The following is a 15,904-nucleotide window of genomic DNA, read 5'->3' on the forward strand; positions in this document are numbered from 1 at the left end:
AAAGCGTGCGAAAACCGCTGAGGAAAGAGGGGAGGGATGCTCTCTTTTTGTAAAAGAACAGTGTCTGAAACAGACAGAAAGAGAGAAACTGTATTTCTCTATTTTGTCTCAGTTATTTCTCTTTCAGGGCGCATTGAATTGTTCGTTTCTCCATTTTTTCTCAAATAAAACTCGGAATTGTCTCTTTTTCGTGCACTTGCGCGGCTTTTTAACTCTTGCTACTCTTTTTGGGTCTTACATTTTTCTCTTATTTGTCTCAGTGATGGAGCAATGCGATGCGCATTTTTATCGATGATGGTTCAACCAATATCAAAATGCTGTGGGAGCAAGATGGCGAAACTTTCACCCATATCAGCCCCAACAGTTTCAAACGCGGCTGGTCTGCCACCTTCGGTTCCGGGAAGCCTTTTAACTACACCGTGGATGATGAAAAGTACTCATTCGACCTGATCACTCCCGATGCGCTCCCCACCAATAACATTGACTGGCAATATAGCCCGTTGAACTCCATCGCTGTCCATCACGCGCTGCTGACCAGCGGTCTTGAGCCGCAGGATGTCGAGATTGTGGTCACCCTGCCGCTGACCGAATTTTACGACGAAGATGCGCAATATCGTCTTGATAACATTGAGCGTAAGAAAAAGAGCCTGCTGCGCGACGTTAAACTGAACAAAGGCGTGGTGTTCAATATCACGAAAGTTACCGTGCGCCCGGAATCCATTCCGGCGGGGATCAGCCTGTGCGATGAACTGAAACCGTCGCATTCGGTGCTGATTATCGACCTTGGCGGCACCACGCTGGATATTTCAATGGTCGCCGGGCAGATGACCTCGGTTTCGCGCATTTACGGCGATCCGAAGCTGGGGGTATCGCTGGTGACCGATGCGGTTAAGCTGGCGCTGGCCCGGGCGAATACCGACACTTCCAGCTATAACGTTGACCAGATAATCATCAACCGCCACGACGAAGAATACCTGACCGACAACATCAACGATCCGGATGCGGTTTCTGAGGTGAAGAAGGTGATCAATAACAGCATCGAACGTCTGACCACCCGCGTCCTGACGGCGATTGATAGCTTTAAAGGCTATTCGCACGCCATCGTGATTGGCGGCGGCGCGCCGCTGGTGGCCGATGCGATTCGTGAACGTATGGGGCTGCGCGAGGACCGTTTCGTGGTGGCTGAAGAGCCGCAGTTTGCCCTGGTGCGTGGTCTGAAAATTATTGGTTAAGGAGCGTCTATGACTCTGGATCGCAGAAAAGTGCTGATTTACCTGCGCCCGGATATCAGCGCCAGCGAGCGCTTCGCGGACGCAAAAATTGAGGCCCACCACCGTGGCGACCGCGGCGATATGTCGCGTACGGCGCTGCTGGCGGGGCTGGCGTTAGGGGAAGTTGATAGCCGCTTGCCGTCGATGCTGGCGGCGCTGCTGGCGGAAGATACTAAACCGGAAACGCTGCGTAAGATGCTGGCTTCGTTCCTTGAGATCCAGCCGGCCTCTTCCGCCCCGGCATCCGCGCCAGCGGCGGCTCCAGCTAAGGCGCCGGAGCCACCCGCGCCGGTCAGCGAGAGCGTCTCCGCGCGTAATCTCGCCGGTTCGTTACCGGATTAAGCGCTATTCCCGGTTTGCGCTATCCGGGAAACTCCCCGGCTTGCGCTGCGCTTAGCCAGGCTACTGTTTGCACTGTCCGGTAGCCCGGGTAAGGCGGAACGCCGCGACCCGGGAAATTCCCCGGCTTGCGCTGTGCTTAGCCGGGCTACTGTTTGCACCGTCCGGTAGCCCGGGTAAGGCGGAACGCCGCGACCCGGGGAACTCCCCGGCTTTCGGCTGCGCTTAGCCGGGCTACTGTTTGCACTGTCCGGTAGCCCGGGTAAGGCGGAACGCCGCGACCCGGGAAATTCCCCGGCTTGCGCTGTGCTTAGTTTGTAGGCCGGATAAGGCGTAGCCGCCATCCGGCACGAAGGCGGAACGCTGCCACCCGGGATGTCGCCCCTATCCGTGGGCGAGGAAGCGGGCCAGGCGCTGCTGCAGCAGGCGATTTTCGCGGGTCAGCCGCGCGTTCTCATCCAGCAGGGTCAGCGCCACCGCGATCCCCGGCCAGTCCAGCTCCAGCTCGTTACGCAGGCGCACCGCGCGATGGACAATCGTCACCGCGCTGTCGTCGAATAGCCAGGTTTCCGCCTGCGGCTGGTGCGGTTCAATCATCCCCAAGCCGACGATCTCCGTCAGCTCCTCTTCCGATACCCCGGTACGCAGGCACAATTCGGTAATGGTAAACGTCACTGTTACTGTAGCCATCAGGCTTTCCCCCATGTCTTACGCGGATCGAAGCTGGCTTCGGCGGCGGCCAATTGTTGCCAGAGCTCACGCGCTTTTTCATCTGGTTTTGGCGGCATGACAATTTTGATGACGGCGAACAAATCGCCAGTGTGGGTTTTGCTCACCAGCCCTTTGCCCTTGATACGCAGTCGCTGCCCTGCCTGACTGCCCGGCGGCACCGTCAGCAGAATGCTCTCTTTCAGGGTGGGCACCGTGACTTTCGCACCCAGCGCGGCCTCCCATGGCGCCAGCGGCAGGACGATCTCCAGGTTATGGCCGACAATATCGAACAGCGGATGCGGGGCGATGTGGATAACCAGCCACAGATCGCCGTTCGGGCCGCCGTTTTCGCCCGGCGTTCCCTGGCCTTTCAGACGGATACGCTGACCATCGACTACCCCGGCGGGGATCTTCACATTCAGCGTTTTCGGCGTTTCACTTTCGATCATGCCAAACACGTTGTACACCGGCAGGTTATAGCTGATAGTGCGCGTCTGCTCGGCCAGCGTCTCTTCAAGGAACACCGCCACTTCGATCTCCAGATCGTGGCCGCGTGCGGCATGCTGACGGCGACGCTGATGCGCCTGCTGGCCAAACATGGAGGAGAAGATGTCGTCGAAATCTTGCTGGCTGTAGCTCTGCTCGTGTGTCTGCTGCTGGCGACCGAAGCCGGGATCGTTGCGATGCTGCCAGAGCTGATCGTATTCGGCGCGCCGCTGCTCATCTTTCAGGACTTCCCAGGCTTCGGCGAGATCCTTGAATTTGGCTTCGGCATCGCTTTCTTTACTGACGTCGGGGTGATATTTGCGCGCCAGGCGGCGGTAGGCGGTCTTGATAGTTTTCAGATCGTCGGTTGGTTGCACCCCGAGAATGGCATAATAATCCTTCAATTCCATGATTTTATCTCATCTATGCTCAGTGCGGTGGTTACATATTCCCTGGAACAGGCGTCAGTATAAAGCGTAGGGCAAATGCGCCCTGAAGGGGAAGAAAAGTGGCGGAAACTTGACGCCGTCGGGGTCGGCGGCGTCGTGGGAGAGGTTAGTCTTTCGCCTGCGGCCGTGGGCGGCGGCGCCATCCTTCAAACAGCACCAGCAGCGCGCCGACGGCGCCAGCCACGCGCGCGGTGCCGTCCCCGGCGGCGGGAAACAGTTGCTGAATGGTGGGATCGCTGACCAGCATTGAGCCGGCAATCCAGCCGATGAGCATTCCGCCCAACAGCACCACGGCGGGAAAGCGGGTGAGCAGGACCAGGACCAGTTTACTGCCCGCGACGATAATCGGAATGCTGATCGCCACGCCGAGGGCGACCAGCGCAATGTGCCCTTTTCCCGCCGCAGCGACCGCCAACACATTATCCAGCGACATGATCACATCGGCGACGGTGATGGTGATCGCGGTGCGCCACAGGCTCGCGGAGCTGCCGACCTCGCTCTCTTCTTCCTCATTACTCACCAGCTTCATACCAATCCACAGCAGGAGCAACGCGCCGACTATTTTCAGCCACGGTAGCGACAGAAGATACAGGGCGAGCGCCAGCAGCAGCACGCGCGCCAGGATCGCCCCCACGGTACCGATGATGATCGCTTTGGTGCGCTTTTGTGGCGGCAGTTTGCGGCAAGCCATGGCTATCACCACGGCGTTATCGCCGCCCAGCAGTAAATCGATGGCGACAATCTGCAGCATAATCACCGCCATGTCCCATTGTTGGAGTAACGCATTCATTTCGAGAGAAACCACCTGAAAAAAGAGCAAGAAAAACCGCTGCGCAGGGTACTCCGCCTGGGGCGCATTGACCACTGACGCAGACCCACGCCGTCGCGCGGGAAAAGCGTGCCTGAAAAATAAAGTTACGAATCAACGCGCCGTTGGGCAAGGCTTCGGCGAAAAAGGGTGATATTTTGTCACCCAGACTCACCTGCCGTTCACTTATCGCAAGGATCCCCACTATGTCTGGCCACAAGAAATACCTCTCTGTCGCCCTGCTGAGCGCTGTCTTACTGCCGGCGATGGCCTCTGCCGCTGACGCGCCGGCGACTTTCACCCCGGAACAGGAGGCGAAAATCGGCAAAATCGCCGCCGACTACCTGGTCGCCCACCCGGAAGTCCTCCTGCAGGCGAGCCAGAAATTGCAGCAAATACAGGCTGAACAGCAGGCCAGCGCGGCCACTCAGGCAGTGCTGAAAAACGCGGCTGTATTGACCCAGGATAAAAATACCCCGACCTACGGCCCGGCCAACGGCAAAGTCACGGTGATCGAATTCTTCGACTACCAGTGCGTGTACTGCAGCCGTCTGGCGCCGGTGATGGAGCAGGTGATTAAAGCGCACCCGCAGACCCGCTTCGCCTTCAAAGAGTGGCCGATTTTCGGCGGCCGCTGGGAAAGCTCGCTGGAGGCGGCAAAAACCGGCCTGCAGATCTATCAGCAGAAAGGGGCGGATGCCTATCTGGCCTACCATAACGGGATTTACGCTACCGGCCATAACGAAGGTAAGCTGACGACGGCGGATATCCAGCAGCAGGCGAAGAAAGCCGGCTTTGATGCGAAGAAGGCCACCGACGTCGAACCGGTGCTGCAGAGCATTAACGATCTGGCGCAGGAGATTGGTCTGAGCGGCACGCCGGGCGTGATCGTGATGCCGACCACCGGCGCCACGGAAGCCAGCATCACCGTCTTCCCGGGGCTGGCGGATCAGGCCTCGCTGGAAGCCGCCATCAAAAAAGCCGGCGGCTGATCCACGGCGTCGTAACCCATACAGGCCGCCGACGGCGGCCTTGCTCTCATGCGCGATCGCTCTCTTCCTGCGGCGGCGGTAACGCGTGGCTTTTTAAATCAATAATCTGCCCGATTTGATCGTGGTAAACGGTGAGCAAATTATAGCGGCTCATCTCCGAGATAATCTGCGGCGCAACGTTAAAGCTGCTCGCCAGCTCATCATGTCGCAGGGTGAGCACCGCGGTATGATGCCGGGTGCGAGCGCGGCGCCGGTTGTAATGATACCAGAGGATCAACAGCCAGCCGTTCAGTGCGGCAATCAGCAGATACACCAGCGCCGTATTCAGTGAAGCCATCAGCGACTCCCAGCGCGGAGAGGGCGGCGCGATGAACTGCATCAGCAAATTGGCGTACAGAAAGAACAGAAAACCGAGCCAGGCCAGCAGCGTTAAACCGGCGTCGACCAGCCGGGGCAGCACACGGTGTTCGGTTAAGATGAGCGTATTTTCATTCATCACAGGCTTCCTTTTCCCCGGTCCGGACTCACCCAGCGCGCGCGGGAACGTTGACGTTTCACCATCACTTTCGGAAAAGCGACCAGCGTGGTCAGCAGGCCGATCATCCAGTAGACCATCGGGAACCAGATCACCCAGAACAGTGATTTGGCGACCTTTTTCTCATAGCGTCGCTCGATATACAGACTGGCGACGAACTGCAGCAGGCACATCACGCCAAGCAGCATGCCGGTGAACTCCGGCGGAAACAGGCTGTGCACCGCCAGATTGTCAGGCAGCGGCATCAGGCGGCTGAGGATAAACAGCAGAATGGTAACCGCGTAGGCAAAGGCCCACAGCGTGGAGCAGGCATACTCCAGAAACAGCGGCCACATCCGATGATGCTCCCAGTGAAACAGGCGACGGAGGTTGACCAGAAAAACCTCCGCGCCGCCCTGCGCCCAGCGCAGACGCTGCTTCCATAACCCTTTGAGGGTCTCCGGCATCAGGATCCAGCACAGCGCCCGCGGCTCGAAAAAGATGTCCCAGTGGCGGAGCTGAAGCTTCCAGCTGATATCAATATCTTCGGTGATCATATCCGGGCTCCAGTAGCCGACGTCCGCCAGCGCCTGGCGCCGGAAGGCGGCAATCACACCGGAGACGGTAAAGACCCGGCCATAGATCCGCTGCGTCCGCTTGATAAGCCCAATGATCGACGAGAATTCTCCCACCTGAATGCGACCGATCAGCGTGGATCGGGTGCGGATCCGCGGATTGCCGGTGACCGCCCCGACGTGCGGATAGTGGATCAACGGCGCGACCAGCCAGGCCGCGGTATCCCGGTCCAGCAGGGCGTCGCCATCGATGCAGACCAGCAGATCGCCGCGGGCGGCGGCGGCGCCTGCTTTGAGCGCTACCGCTTTTCCCTGATTGGCGGCAAGGTGGATCACCCGCAGCCTCGGCTCCTCCTGCGCCAGCTGCTGGAGCACCTGGGCGGTGTTGTCCGAAGAGCCGTCGTTAATGGCGATCACTTCGAGATTGGCGTAACGCTGGGCCAGCGCCGCGCTGATGGTTTCCCGAGCGTTTTTCTCCTCGTTAAAACAAGGGATCAGGATCGAAATCAGCGGATTGCCCGGCAGCGTCGGCGGCGGGGTATCCTCCCCCCACGGCCAGTGGCGTTCCAGCTGAAACCAGAAATAAAGGCCCCCGGTGATCCACAGCACTGACATAAACAGCGGCCAGAAGAAGACAAAGTCGAGGATAAGCTCGCCGGTAAATACCGCTGCGACACCTAACGGCAGCCCGAATACGAGGCATAAAATACACAATGCGATGATGCGATCAGTCATGGTCAGGGTACCACCAGGAAGAAAATTGCGGCCTGATACGGGAGATATCAGGCTGGTTGTTAATAAAATCGTCAGGGTAGTAGCCGTAGTTTTTGACGCCGTTCAGCCGCAGCAAACGCATCCAGTCCGCCAGCTGCTGGTCGGGAATGGCGTTTTGCTGGCGTCGGTTCCAGTCTCGGGCCTGCAGTTCAAAGATGGTTTTCTTCAGCGCGCCCGGGTGGCTGGCGACGGCCTGGACCAGCCGCGTCAGCCAGGCCTGGCTGGCGTCAATCGGTACGGACTCCATCAGCGGCATCGCCATGGGTACCGTCCAGTCATAGGCGGCAAGGAAGTCATCCAGATTCTGCGCGAACCAGGCTTCGCTCTGCGGCTCCAGGATCGGCAGGGCGAAGAGATTACGCGCCGTTTTCACCTGCGGGCCGCGGATGGCCTGCACCGCCTGGCGTAGATCCAGAGTGAAGCGGGTCAGGGTTTGGCTTTTGAAACGCATCCATGCCTGGCGCTCTTGCGGACGTTGGGGCACCGGGCCGGCATCGTGCCCCAGACCCGTCTGCCGCCAGGCGGCGACCGCCTCCGGGCTCACGTCTTCAAAATCGGTCAGCACGGCGTCATCGTGAAACAGAATCCCGCTGAAGCTGGCGTGCCGGGCCAGATCTTCGTAGATGTCGGTGATCTGCTGGCGAACCCGGGGATCCCAGGGCGACAGGCGAACGTACGGCTGGCGGGCAAGTAACGCCTTCCCGGTTTGCGGATCCCAGCGCTGAACGCGCGGCAGATCGGACGAGAGATCGAAGGCCAGCACCGGCATCCAGGCATACACCTTCACCCCGCCGCGGGTCTGCAACTGCCAGGAGACGAAGTTAAACAGGTCGGCGCGCATCGGCAGCCAGCGGTTGGGGAAATAGAGCGACTTGACCGTGCCGTCGCCTTGCGGGTCGGAAAAGGCCTGCAGAAAGACATGGCTGATTTTCATGTCATAGACGCGCTGCACCAGCTTATCGATATTTTTCGCCTGCTGGACGGGATTGGGGTCATAGACATAGTCCAGATCCACATGCATCACCCGAACAGGATCGGCTTCCTGAATCTGGGTTACGGCGTTGGCAAAGGCCTTGATCGACGGGTTACCGGCGATCAGCATGCGCGGAATATTGTCCAGATCTTTCACATTGCCCAGGCCGTCGTTCAGCGTAAACGCCAGCTGATACCCCTGCTGTTTGGCGATAGCCAGGGTGCTACCGCTGGCGGCGCCATAGGGCCACACCCAGGCGCGCGGCGCTTTCCCGGCGACCTCGTGGATTTTCGCCGTCACTTTCTGCACGTCATCGGCCATGCGCCGGGTAAACTGCGCGTCGCTTTCATAGCGGCCGGTGGTTTTATCCCAGCCGCGGTTGGCGGCGGCGGGCTCGCGGCTGCCCTGCGGATTGGCCGGCAGACCGTAGTGCGAGGCCCAGGTGTGCGCGCCGATCTCCACCAGCGGCGAGCGGCTGAGCTCGCGCACCATCTCCCAGGTAGCGAAGCGCTCGCGCGGCGTCATCAGGCCGCCAAAATTAACGGGCTGGCCAGCGGGAGTGTCCACCCAGCTGCCCACCGGCGCCCACAGCGCCGGAACATTCCAGGCTTTAAGTAGCGGCCAGACGCGGGTGTAAAAGCTGCTATAGCCATCGTCGAAGCTGAGAAGAAAAGCCCTGGCCGGCAGCGGCTTAACGCCATGGTGTGCATCGAGAATGTCCTGGACGCTCACCGCATGGTAGCCGTGATGCAGCAGCCAGGCGATCTGCTCATTGAGCGCGCTGGTGCGCACTGAAAGATAACGCTGGTCGGCGGCATCGTCTTCGACGTCATGGTAGGCCAGCACCAGAAAGCGATCCGCCGGCCAGGGTTGATTGGCCTCCGGTTGGGGGCGCTGCTGCGGGGCGAGGAAGGGGACTTCCTCAGCACGCACGCTGAAGATAAGGCACAGCCAGACGAGAAGCATCAGGCCGTTGCGCAGGGTCGTGTTCAGCATGGTCATCCTTAAAACCGTATATTTGCATCAAGAGTGATGGCGAGGTTGTTTTCGCGTTTACCGTCGTAGGGGCGTTTGTCCCAGTTCAGCATCACCCCGGTGTCGACGACGTTGTTCCAGCGCAGGCGCTGCCCATAACCCAGCACCGTGATCGCCCCGGCGGCGTGATTTTTTTGCCAGTAGCTGCCGCCGCCGGCGAGCAGCTGCTGGCTCCAGACGGTGTCATAGCGCTGGTAAAGCGTGTGATCGACGGCCAGCGCCGCGGTGGCAGCGAGGTCCCGTGCCGGACTGTAGTAGGCGGTGTCGGTGCGGCTATTGGCGCTGGCCGACAGACCGGGCTGCAGATCCAGCGTTAACCACGGCGTCTGCCAGAGGCGCTCTTTACCGGAGAGGATGTACTCCTGGCGGCGGTTACGATCGGTAAACCGGCTGGCGGCCACGCTGACGCGGTATTCCCGGCGTTCGTTTTGATACCAGCGCAGCCAGCCTTCGCCGCGGTTGGCGCTGACGCCGTTGCGTAACGCGCGCAGCGGAGTCTGCTGCGAAATCCGCTCCAGTTCGCCGCCCAGCTGCCAGCGATCGCTGATGTCGTGGGCGGCGGAAAGGCGGACGCCGGGCTTGTTCTCGCCGTGAAAATTGACGCTGGAGAGTTCAAGCTCGCCCCAGTAGTCGCGCGGGCGCCATTCAACGCCGGCGAACAGCTGGCGACGGCTGCCTTTCCCCTCTTCAAAATTGCCTTCAGCGAAGCGGTGCCCGCCGAACAACCGCCAGCTGTCGGCTAGCGGCGGGCTGTAGATCGCCGTCTCAAAACTGAGGTCGTGGGTGCCGCTCTCCGGGTTGTCGGAGTGCAGCCCTTTGCCAACGCTCAGGCGAAGTTCGGAAAGATGATGGACCTCGCGCGCTCTGGCCAGGCGCTGGGTATTCAGATCCCGTGGCGAGCGGGCGACGACGTCGTCAGTCAGCAGATCCATTTGCCGCCACTCCTGCAGATCGAGGGCGACCCAGGCCTGCTGGCGCTCCAGCTGCAGGCTGGCGGGTTCCAGAGATTCCGCTGCTTTTAGCTGGCTTTCGGCGGCTCGCGGTAGCCCTCTGTCCTGCAGAAGGGCGGCATAATCTATCTGCAGGCCCTGATTGCCGGGGGCCGTTGCCGCCAGGCGCTGCATCCGGGCTTCGGCCTGCGGCAGGGCGTTGGTGGCCGCTAAATAGTGCACGTTAAGCGACTGTGCGGTGAGCCAGTCGTCATTCGGCTGCGGCGTCGGCGAACCGTAGAGACGACGGATGTAGGGTGCATTCCGGGTGAGGCGGGCGACATACTGTTGCGCCGCCGGGTACTGACCGGTGTCCAGCAGGGCGTAGAAAAGCTCATGTTCCTCATTCTGTTGGCTTGTCAGCCACGAGGGATGCTGGTGAATAAGCGTCAGCGCAGGCTCAATTTGCTTAAGGGCGATATAAGAGGAGATGACCCAGCCGATGGCCCAGTCGGGAACGGTCTGCTGCTGCGCGATGAGATTTTGGTATTCACGGATGACCTGCGCGTAATCTGCATTGGCGTACAGCGCACCCAGACGATCAATGCGCGCCCGGATGATGTCGGGCGCAGCCTGTGGGTCGGGGTGCCAGGCGGCAATCATCGCGTCGTATTGCGCCAGGGCCGTGCGGGCCAGCGCGTAACGCGCGTTTTCTTCGCGGGAAGGGGTATCGGCAAGGCGCACCAGTTCGGCGGCGGCGTTCAACTGCAGATTGCGCTTTTCCGCAGGCGTCAGTTCGACGCTATTCGCCAGGCCGAGAGCAGGGGAATCGATCCGGTTGCGGGTCAGGGTCGCCATCAGGCTGGCCAGCGCGGCTTTGTTTTGCGGCTCACGATCGAGGATCTGCGTGTCCACCAACAGCTGGTCCCAGCTTTTGCCAAGCCGCAGGTAGACATAAGAGAGCGTCTGCAGGTGGGCAACGCTCGCCTGCTCCGCTACCAGGCGACGCGCTTCGCTGAGCGCCTCGCCGTCCTTGCGGGCATCGGCCAGCGTTTTGATATAGCCGATACGATAATCGTCACTGTCAGGGGCCTGGCTGAGAGCCTGCTGCCAGAGGGTGAGCGAGGCTTGCCACTGTTTCTGGTTACGCAGGGCCTGTGCCGCCGCGGTGGTACCGCGTGCGGGAAGCGGCATATAAACCTGATAGCGTCGCCAGACTTTCACCACTTCATCGTCCTGGCCGGCCCAGAGAGCTACCTGCAGCCAGTCCGCCACCTGAGAAGGGGTTAAGGCATGCCGCAGCTGGTACTGCTGAAGATAAGAGAGAAAGGGGGCGTACTGGCCTTGACGCGCTTGCAGGATCTGCTGGTCATAGAGCGAATCTGCTCCCTGAACCAGCGCCGGGAAGAGCAAAAGCAAGCCGATTGACAGCGAGAGTTTCGTGTTGCGATTAAACAATAACGTATTTGAATAAGGTGATCTTTCCATTTCTATTTGCCATATGTTCATCAAGAATCCATTGCACAACACGACCGTCCTTTGACGGTGAGTTAAAGGATGAGGATGGTCCCATTTAGCTGACTGGCACTGCGGGTGAATGACTTATTGCAAACTAATAAACATATCTCCTGTTGATAATTGAATGGATAATTTATACCCGATACGGCAGCGGATAAATATGGATAAATGATGAGCTGCGTTTTAAGATAATTCTGTAAAATCGACTTAATTCGAGCGGCGTTGTTGAAGTTGGTTTCTTTAACTTACTGAAATAAATAAAAAAGAGAGAGGGTTGGAATTTTGTTTCAAAATTGATGTGCTGCTTATATTGTGAAGAGGTTGGTGGTTTTTACTGGATATTTAAGATGATTTCTGACAAAAATTCTCAATGCCAAAAAAAGCATCTTTTCTGTGGATTTTTTTTATTTATAATTAATCCGTTTATTTTCCATCAGAACGCAAGGAGGGTTTTCACAGCCAGAGTCAGATGCCGCGCTAATGATAAATCACAGGTCTCGTTATTTTTACCGCCATGCGAAGCGTCCAAAGGGGGAAGGAAAACGTCTGGTTGACGAGAATTTGTTGATTAAATGTTAAAGGGACGATTTGTGGCAACTTCAATGATATTGGTTACTCAGGATTACTATCTTTTTCAAGGGGTTAAGAATTTCTTTCCTGATATCATTCAGTTAGATTCTAGCGGAAAAACGATTTTAGATAATGAGGTTGATGAGGTCTCTCTGCTGGTTGATAGCCGTTCGCCGCTTTGTCATTACGATTACCTGGTGATGGAGGCGGCACAATCCAGAAAGCGAATATGTTGTATCGTCCTCGATATGCGCCATCGGGAAGAGCATTTACTGAGTCTGAAATCGTTTTTAAACATGTCATTATCACCCGCCGATATGGCGACATTATTTGGGCTTTTTCTGGAGATGAAGAGCAAGCGGCTGACCAAAGAGTGGTTTGACGATCTGCGCTTAAGTTTGTCTGAACAGTTAATGCTACGTTTGCTTGGGGCGGGTATGACCATGGAGGAGGTGGCGGTGAATCTGAATACCTCGGTAAAAAGCCTTTACCGGAAGCGCACTGCGCTTTATGAGCGACTGGGGTTAGATAATTTTAATGAAGCCTGCTTATTTATCTTCAGAAATAAACTGCTGGAGCACTCCATTAGGTCGCCATGAGGCTTGGTTGTACAGGGAGTGGATGACATCGCAAGGTATTTGATAACGGAAATATAATAAATTAAATAGCTATTGATAGGTACAACCGTCGATACCGTTCGGTATCCATGGCGGCGTTCGACATATAATTCCGGAGCTCTTTGGAAGTAATTACCGCGAATGCGGTTTGCTATGCACAGCGATTATTATAATGAATATATTCCTTGCGCTGCACAGGAATAGTTTTGTCATAAATTAACTCTACCATGGTATTCCGGCCCAGGTGTCGGAATACCATGGGATATCGTGAAAGCATCAGAGGAGCGAGGTGGATGAGAATAAGGGACAGTATTGCTGAACGGTTAGAGGCGAGTGGGCTCTACCGTCGGGCGGCATCCAGATGGATTGAGGTGATGCAGCGCTGCCTGAACGATGATGACAGAGAGTGGATCCGTCACCATCGTAATCAGTGTCTGAAAAAGGCGCAACGTCCGCCAGCGCCGAAAGAGGAGTTTGCCGACCTCCACCAGGCGGCCAAAGAGACGCAATATCGCATGGGTATCGCGAAGCCCTATGGCGAAGCGTTCAGGCTGCCCGGCAAAGGGAAAACGGCCGCCGAGTAATCCCTTTCTTCATGGCGTTTGCCTGACGTCTTCGTCTTATCCGGCCTGCGTTTGCGCAGGCGTTTCCTCATCCCTCAGGCCTGTGCAAGCGCAGCGCCGCCTGGAGATACACATCAGACGCCGTACCCGCGGTTGTGCCGGATGGCGGCATAAATGCCTTATCCGACCTACGGGTCCTCCACAGGTTCAAACAGCGTAGGCCCGCGCAAGCGCAGCGCCGCCGGGCGATACACATCAGACGCCGTACCTGCGGTTGTGCCGGATGGCGGCATAAATGCCTTATCCGGCCTACGGGTCCCCCCGCAGGCTCAAACAGCGTAGGCCCGCGCAAGCGCAGCGCCGCCGGGTAGGGGATCATAGAGTGGAGTTCGATGAAGAGTCCGGATGCAGAAAAGCAAAAACCCGCCTTTTGGGCGGGTTCTTTAAATAGTGGTGCCCGGACTCGGAATCGAACCAAGGACACGGGGATTTTCAATCCCCTGCTCTACCGACTGAGCTATCCGGGCAACGGGGCGCATTAAACCGTAATCCGCCCACCCCGTCAACCAAATTTCTTAAATTACTTATCGATTGCTTATCTTTGCGGCAATTCTGCGTTCAAAGGCGCGTTTTGGCTTAACTTCACTGCATGCCGTTATCACCCTCGCGGGTTTTCCAGCCGCTGGTAATGGCGATTACGTGGCGCAACCCGGAGATAATATAATCGCCAATGACCTCTTCATCCTCGCGCGGGGAGCTCAGCGTAATTTCCGCATCCACGCCGTGGCGATAGGCGCCATGGTGGCTAAAAATAGTGCCGATATAGCACTTCCCGTTCAGCCAGACCGGAATATAGGCCACTGTCTCATAGATATAGTTGATGGCGACGCCGCTGTAGTAGTTATCCGCCTCGTCGGCGGAGGTGCCCGGTGGGATGGGGCAGATCGGCGCATCGTTGTCGCTGACGGGTTTGTCTTTCAGCAGGCTGCCCTGCATGACCTCCAGCGAACGCAGCAGATCCACTTTATCGCTGTCGCTGAGGGGTGGGGTTAACGGCTGGTCTTTCTCCGGGGAGCGGATGCTGTTCAGCGTATAGCGATAGCGAACCGTCACCGCGGGCGTCTGGCTCGCAGTGCTGAACGGGCGCAGCAGGTAGAGATTATCTTCGCCAAACTGGCCGTTGTACCACAGGGCATACACCTGACCGTTGATTTTGACCCAGTGGTTCCATTGGTTAGCCCCGCGGCCATTGATAGAAAAGAGGGCGCCGGGCACCCCGGCATCGAAATCATCGCCGTTATCACTGTCGCTGCCGTCGACGGCGGCAAAGTCATTATCGCCGCGCCGGAGCACCCCGGTGTAGCTGAAGAGCCCGGTGCCGCCCACGTAGCTGTCGATGATCAGATCGCGTTTGCCGTCACCGTCGAGATCGATCAGGGTAAAGCTGACTTTACCGTTTTCTGAATCTGCGCTGATCGAGGAGCGCAGAAACGCCTGCCACTCGTCATCGCTGATATCCGGGGAAGGTTTGCTGGTCGAAACCAGGGTGTCATCGGCGTAGGTGAGCGTGAAGTCGGTAATATGGCCGGTTAACGGAAACTGCTCGGCGACCTTATTCAGCGACAATTCTGGATCGCTTTTTTGCGCTTTCAGCACTGCGTTATACAGCGTGCGCAGGGCGAGGTTATCCGCCTCTTTCTGCTGCCTGGGGATCACCTGGCTGACAAAGGTCGGCAGCATCCAGGTGCCGCCGGGGGTGATTTCCCGACACATACCGGTGCTGTACTTCAGGCTGGGGGTAAAGGTTTTACCATCCCAGATGCGCGTCTCGCCGGTTAGGCAGTCGGCAATGCCCCGTTCTTTGTGCAAAAAGACGATAGTGCCGTTGGCGTAGCTCGAGGCCTCGGTGGTCAGCAACCGTGGCCTGTTCAGCTGGGCGTTATCGACCAGCCACAGCGCATAGCCGTCGTTATAGGGCGCTCGCCAGCAGAGCGCCTGCACCAGAGAATGGGTTTTATCCAGCGCGGTCAGCGTGATCTGGCGCTCTGCCGCCGGGATGGCCGGGTTCTGCCAGTCGTCACAGCGCTGGTTCAGCAGCGGCGTCAGGGAGGGCAGCAGCTTCTGGCGCTGAAGTATGCTCAGCGCCACCGGCTGCGCGTTATGGATCACCGGGGCGGCGATAATCTCCGGGGCGGCAGTGGCTGGCAAAATGGCATCGTCGCCGGCATCGCCTTTATCCAGCAGCGCGTCGGCGGTGCCGGTGCGTCGCTGAAACGCATCCATTTTACCCAGTACCTCGCGGCTGCCGGCGCTGGAAAGCGGCAGGTGCTGGCCGTTAAGGGTGAATTCGATTTTGCGCTGATTCGCCAGGGCCTGTAGCAGGGCGGCAGTCTGATCGCTGTCCAGACGGAAGTGGCTGTCGTCCTGGGCGTCCAGCGCGCCAAGATCCCGGTCGTCGATCAGCAGGCTGGCGGTGGAGTCGGCGGGGATATCGTGCTCGATTTGCGCAAAGGTGGCCGTGGCGGCGAGGCGCTGTTCGCTGCCGGCGTTGCGGGTCAACAGCACGCTGACCTCGCCCATGCGGACGCCGTAACCCGCCGCCCGGCAGGTGCCAGTGTTATCGCAGGCGAGCTCCCAGTCTTTTTGCGTAAAGGAAAAACCTTGCAGGGGAGCCGCCAGCAGAGGTGTGGAGCACAGCCCCAGCCAGGCAGCCCAGAAGAACGCGCGCATATCAATCCCTGTCAGCAATCAGTGAGGGGGAAATTATAGGCGCGACGTGG

General features: G+C 58.2%; 13 protein-coding genes, 1 tRNA gene and 3 pseudogenes. 7 read left to right on the plus strand and 10 right to left on the minus strand.

Features of this window, described 5'->3' with window-relative positions; genetic code table 11:
• Positions 1 to 5: 5 nt before the first annotated feature.
• The 3 genes and pseudogenes from SPE70_RS26360 (at position 6) to SPE70_RS01570 (ending at position 1,613) form a co-directional block, all read left to right on the plus strand.
• A pseudogene (locus SPE70_RS26360) lies at positions 6 to 137 on the plus strand (hypothetical protein).
• Between the two features lie 138 nt (positions 138 to 275).
• The gene (gene parM / locus SPE70_RS01565; RefSeq protein ID WP_004146678.1) at positions 276 to 1,232 is read left to right on the plus strand and encodes a plasmid segregation protein ParM domain-containing protein; all 957 of its coding nucleotides are present in this window, start codon (positions 276 to 278) and stop codon (positions 1,230 to 1,232) included.
• A gap of 9 nt (positions 1,233 to 1,241) precedes the next feature.
• Complete coding sequence (locus SPE70_RS01570; RefSeq protein WP_016160127.1) at positions 1,242 to 1,613, plus strand: plasmid partitioning/stability family protein; 372 nt, start codon at positions 1,242 to 1,244, stop codon at positions 1,611 to 1,613.
• 381 nt (positions 1,614 to 1,994) lie between these two features.
• On the opposite strand, the gene cbpM is transcribed toward SPE70_RS01570, so the two are convergent.
• Together cbpM and cbpA are read right to left on the minus strand one after the other, a co-directional pair.
• Positions 1,995 to 2,300, minus strand: a complete 306-nt coding sequence (gene cbpM / locus SPE70_RS01575) for a chaperone modulator CbpM (protein ID WP_012543142.1) — start codon at positions 2,298 to 2,300, stop codon at positions 1,995 to 1,997.
• Entirely contained in the window at positions 2,300 to 3,217 is a 918-nt protein-coding gene (gene cbpA, locus SPE70_RS01580; RefSeq protein WP_008807234.1) for a curved DNA-binding protein, read from the minus strand. The genes cbpM and cbpA overlap by 1 nt, the downstream gene beginning before the upstream one ends.
• Positions 3,218 to 3,292: 75 nt before the next feature.
• On the opposite strand from cbpA, the pseudogene SPE70_RS01585 reads away from it, so the two are divergent.
• A pseudogene (locus SPE70_RS01585) lies at positions 3,293 to 3,400 on the plus strand (hypothetical protein); the annotation flags it as partial.
• Here the strand turns inward: SPE70_RS01585 and SPE70_RS01590 are convergent.
• Positions 3,363 to 4,046 (minus strand): TerC family protein, encoded by a 684-nt coding sequence (locus SPE70_RS01590; RefSeq protein WP_012543141.1) that lies wholly within the window; start codon positions 4,044 to 4,046, stop codon positions 3,363 to 3,365. The pseudogene SPE70_RS01585 and the gene SPE70_RS01590 sit on opposite strands and share 38 nt — an antisense overlap.
• 224 nt (positions 4,047 to 4,270) lie before the next feature.
• On the opposite strand from SPE70_RS01590, the gene SPE70_RS01595 reads away from it, so the two are divergent.
• Positions 4,271 to 5,056 carry a DsbA family protein gene (locus SPE70_RS01595; protein WP_008807232.1) on the plus strand — a complete coding sequence of 262 codons (786 nt, stop codon included), beginning with the start codon at positions 4,271 to 4,273 and terminating at the stop codon, positions 5,054 to 5,056.
• A 46-nt stretch (positions 5,057 to 5,102) separates the two neighbouring features.
• Here SPE70_RS01595 and pgaD read toward each other — a convergent pair whose 3' ends face one another.
• The 4 genes from pgaD to pgaA are packed head-to-tail and all read right to left on the minus strand — an operon-like array spanning position 5,103 to position 11,344.
• Positions 5,103 to 5,552, minus strand: a complete 450-nt coding sequence (pgaD, locus tag SPE70_RS01600) for a poly-beta-1,6-N-acetyl-D-glucosamine biosynthesis protein PgaD (protein ID WP_012543140.1) — start codon at positions 5,550 to 5,552, stop codon at positions 5,103 to 5,105.
• The gene (pgaC, locus tag SPE70_RS01605; protein ID WP_008807230.1) at positions 5,552 to 6,880 is read right to left on the minus strand and encodes a poly-beta-1,6-N-acetyl-D-glucosamine synthase; all 1,329 of its coding nucleotides are present in this window, start codon (positions 6,878 to 6,880) and stop codon (positions 5,552 to 5,554) included. Before pgaC ends, pgaD begins: the two co-directional genes overlap by 1 nt.
• A complete protein-coding gene (pgaB, locus tag SPE70_RS01610; protein ID WP_012543139.1) occupies positions 6,873 to 8,888 on the minus strand; it encodes a poly-beta-1,6-N-acetyl-D-glucosamine N-deacetylase PgaB in 2,016 nt (671 codons plus the stop codon). The genes pgaC and pgaB overlap by 8 nt, the downstream gene beginning before the upstream one ends.
• Before the next feature lie 8 nt (positions 8,889 to 8,896).
• Complete coding sequence (pgaA, locus tag SPE70_RS01615) at positions 8,897 to 11,344, minus strand: poly-beta-1,6 N-acetyl-D-glucosamine export porin PgaA (RefSeq protein ID WP_324726437.1); 2,448 nt, start codon at positions 11,342 to 11,344, stop codon at positions 8,897 to 8,899.
• A gap of 632 nt (positions 11,345 to 11,976) precedes the next feature.
• Here pgaA and SPE70_RS01620 point away from each other — a divergent pair.
• Positions 11,977 to 12,543: a helix-turn-helix transcriptional regulator gene (locus SPE70_RS01620; protein WP_032701147.1), complete on the plus strand. Its 567-nt coding sequence runs from the start codon at positions 11,977 to 11,979 to the stop codon at positions 12,541 to 12,543.
• Here SPE70_RS01620 and SPE70_RS01625 read toward each other — a convergent pair.
• Positions 12,541 to 12,669: pseudogene (locus SPE70_RS01625) on the minus strand (hypothetical protein); the annotation flags it as partial. The gene SPE70_RS01620 and the pseudogene SPE70_RS01625 overlap by 3 nt on opposite strands.
• Before the next feature lie 185 nt (positions 12,670 to 12,854).
• Between SPE70_RS01625 and SPE70_RS01630 the strand changes: the two are divergent.
• A complete protein-coding gene (locus SPE70_RS01630) occupies positions 12,855 to 13,145 on the plus strand; it encodes a PerC family transcriptional regulator (RefSeq protein ID WP_008807226.1) in 291 nt (96 codons plus the stop codon).
• 430 nt (positions 13,146 to 13,575) lie between these two features.
• On the opposite strand, the gene SPE70_RS01635 is transcribed toward SPE70_RS01630, so the two are convergent.
• Both SPE70_RS01635 and SPE70_RS01640 read right to left on the minus strand, forming a co-directional pair.
• A tRNA-Phe gene (locus tag SPE70_RS01635) sits at positions 13,576 to 13,651 on the minus strand.
• Positions 13,652 to 13,766: 115 nt separating this feature from the next.
• Positions 13,767 to 15,854: a DUF1176 domain-containing protein gene (locus SPE70_RS01640; RefSeq protein ID WP_064170543.1), complete on the minus strand. Its 2,088-nt coding sequence runs from the start codon at positions 15,852 to 15,854 to the stop codon at positions 13,767 to 13,769.
• Positions 15,855 to 15,904 lie beyond the last annotated feature (50 nt).

Source organism: Klebsiella sp. ZJOU C1, from assembly GCF_035620215.1.
GTDB classification, from domain to species: domain Bacteria; phylum Pseudomonadota; class Gammaproteobacteria; order Enterobacterales; family Enterobacteriaceae; genus Klebsiella; species Klebsiella variicola.